This window comes from Luedemannella helvata (assembly GCF_039528415.1).
GTDB lineage: Bacteria > Actinomycetota > Actinomycetes > Mycobacteriales > Micromonosporaceae > Luedemannella > Luedemannella helvata.
In genome coordinates this window covers 1-500 of sequence record NZ_BAAALS010000144.1, presented here as the reverse complement: position 1 = coordinate 500, position 500 = coordinate 1, and the positions used below count along the sequence as shown (strand labels likewise).

Below are 500 nucleotides of genomic sequence, written 5' to 3'. Positions count from 1 at the left end.
CTCTCGTCGGCGCGCTCAGGCGTGCGGGCGCGCCATCCGCTCTCTTCGAGAACGCTGGGAGGTGGCCGAGCCGACGCCCGAGCGGGATGCGGAAGCCGGCCGCGGCATGGTGCCATGGATGCGGAGGGGAGTAGTCCCCGAGGATGCGTCGTCATTCCGGGCCCGCCACCGGGCTCCGGCGCATCCGGGCCGCACGGCACCCGCTCCAGCCGGCCGGGCGACGCTCGGACGAGACCTCCGGTTGCCGCACCACCTGACAACTGGAGGAGACGTTGGACGTACCCCTGTACGCCTGGTTCGCCGTGCTCGCCGCGATCGTCGCGATGCTCGCGATCGACCTGTTCGCCCACCGCCGGGCCCACGCCATCGGCGTGCGTGAGGCACTCGGTTGGTCGATCGTGTGGGTGCTCGCCGGCATCACGTTCGGCATCGTCGTCTGGAACGCCTGGGGCGCCGAGTCGGGGCAGCAGTACTTCGCCGGCTACCTGATCGAGAAGTCC

General features: G+C 71.2%; 1 pseudogene. It reads left to right on the top strand.

The annotated features are described in order from the left end of the window. Positions 1–272 precede the first annotated feature (272 nt). Positions 273–500 (top strand): annotated as a pseudogene (locus ABD191_RS29170) (tellurium resistance protein TerC); the annotation flags it as partial.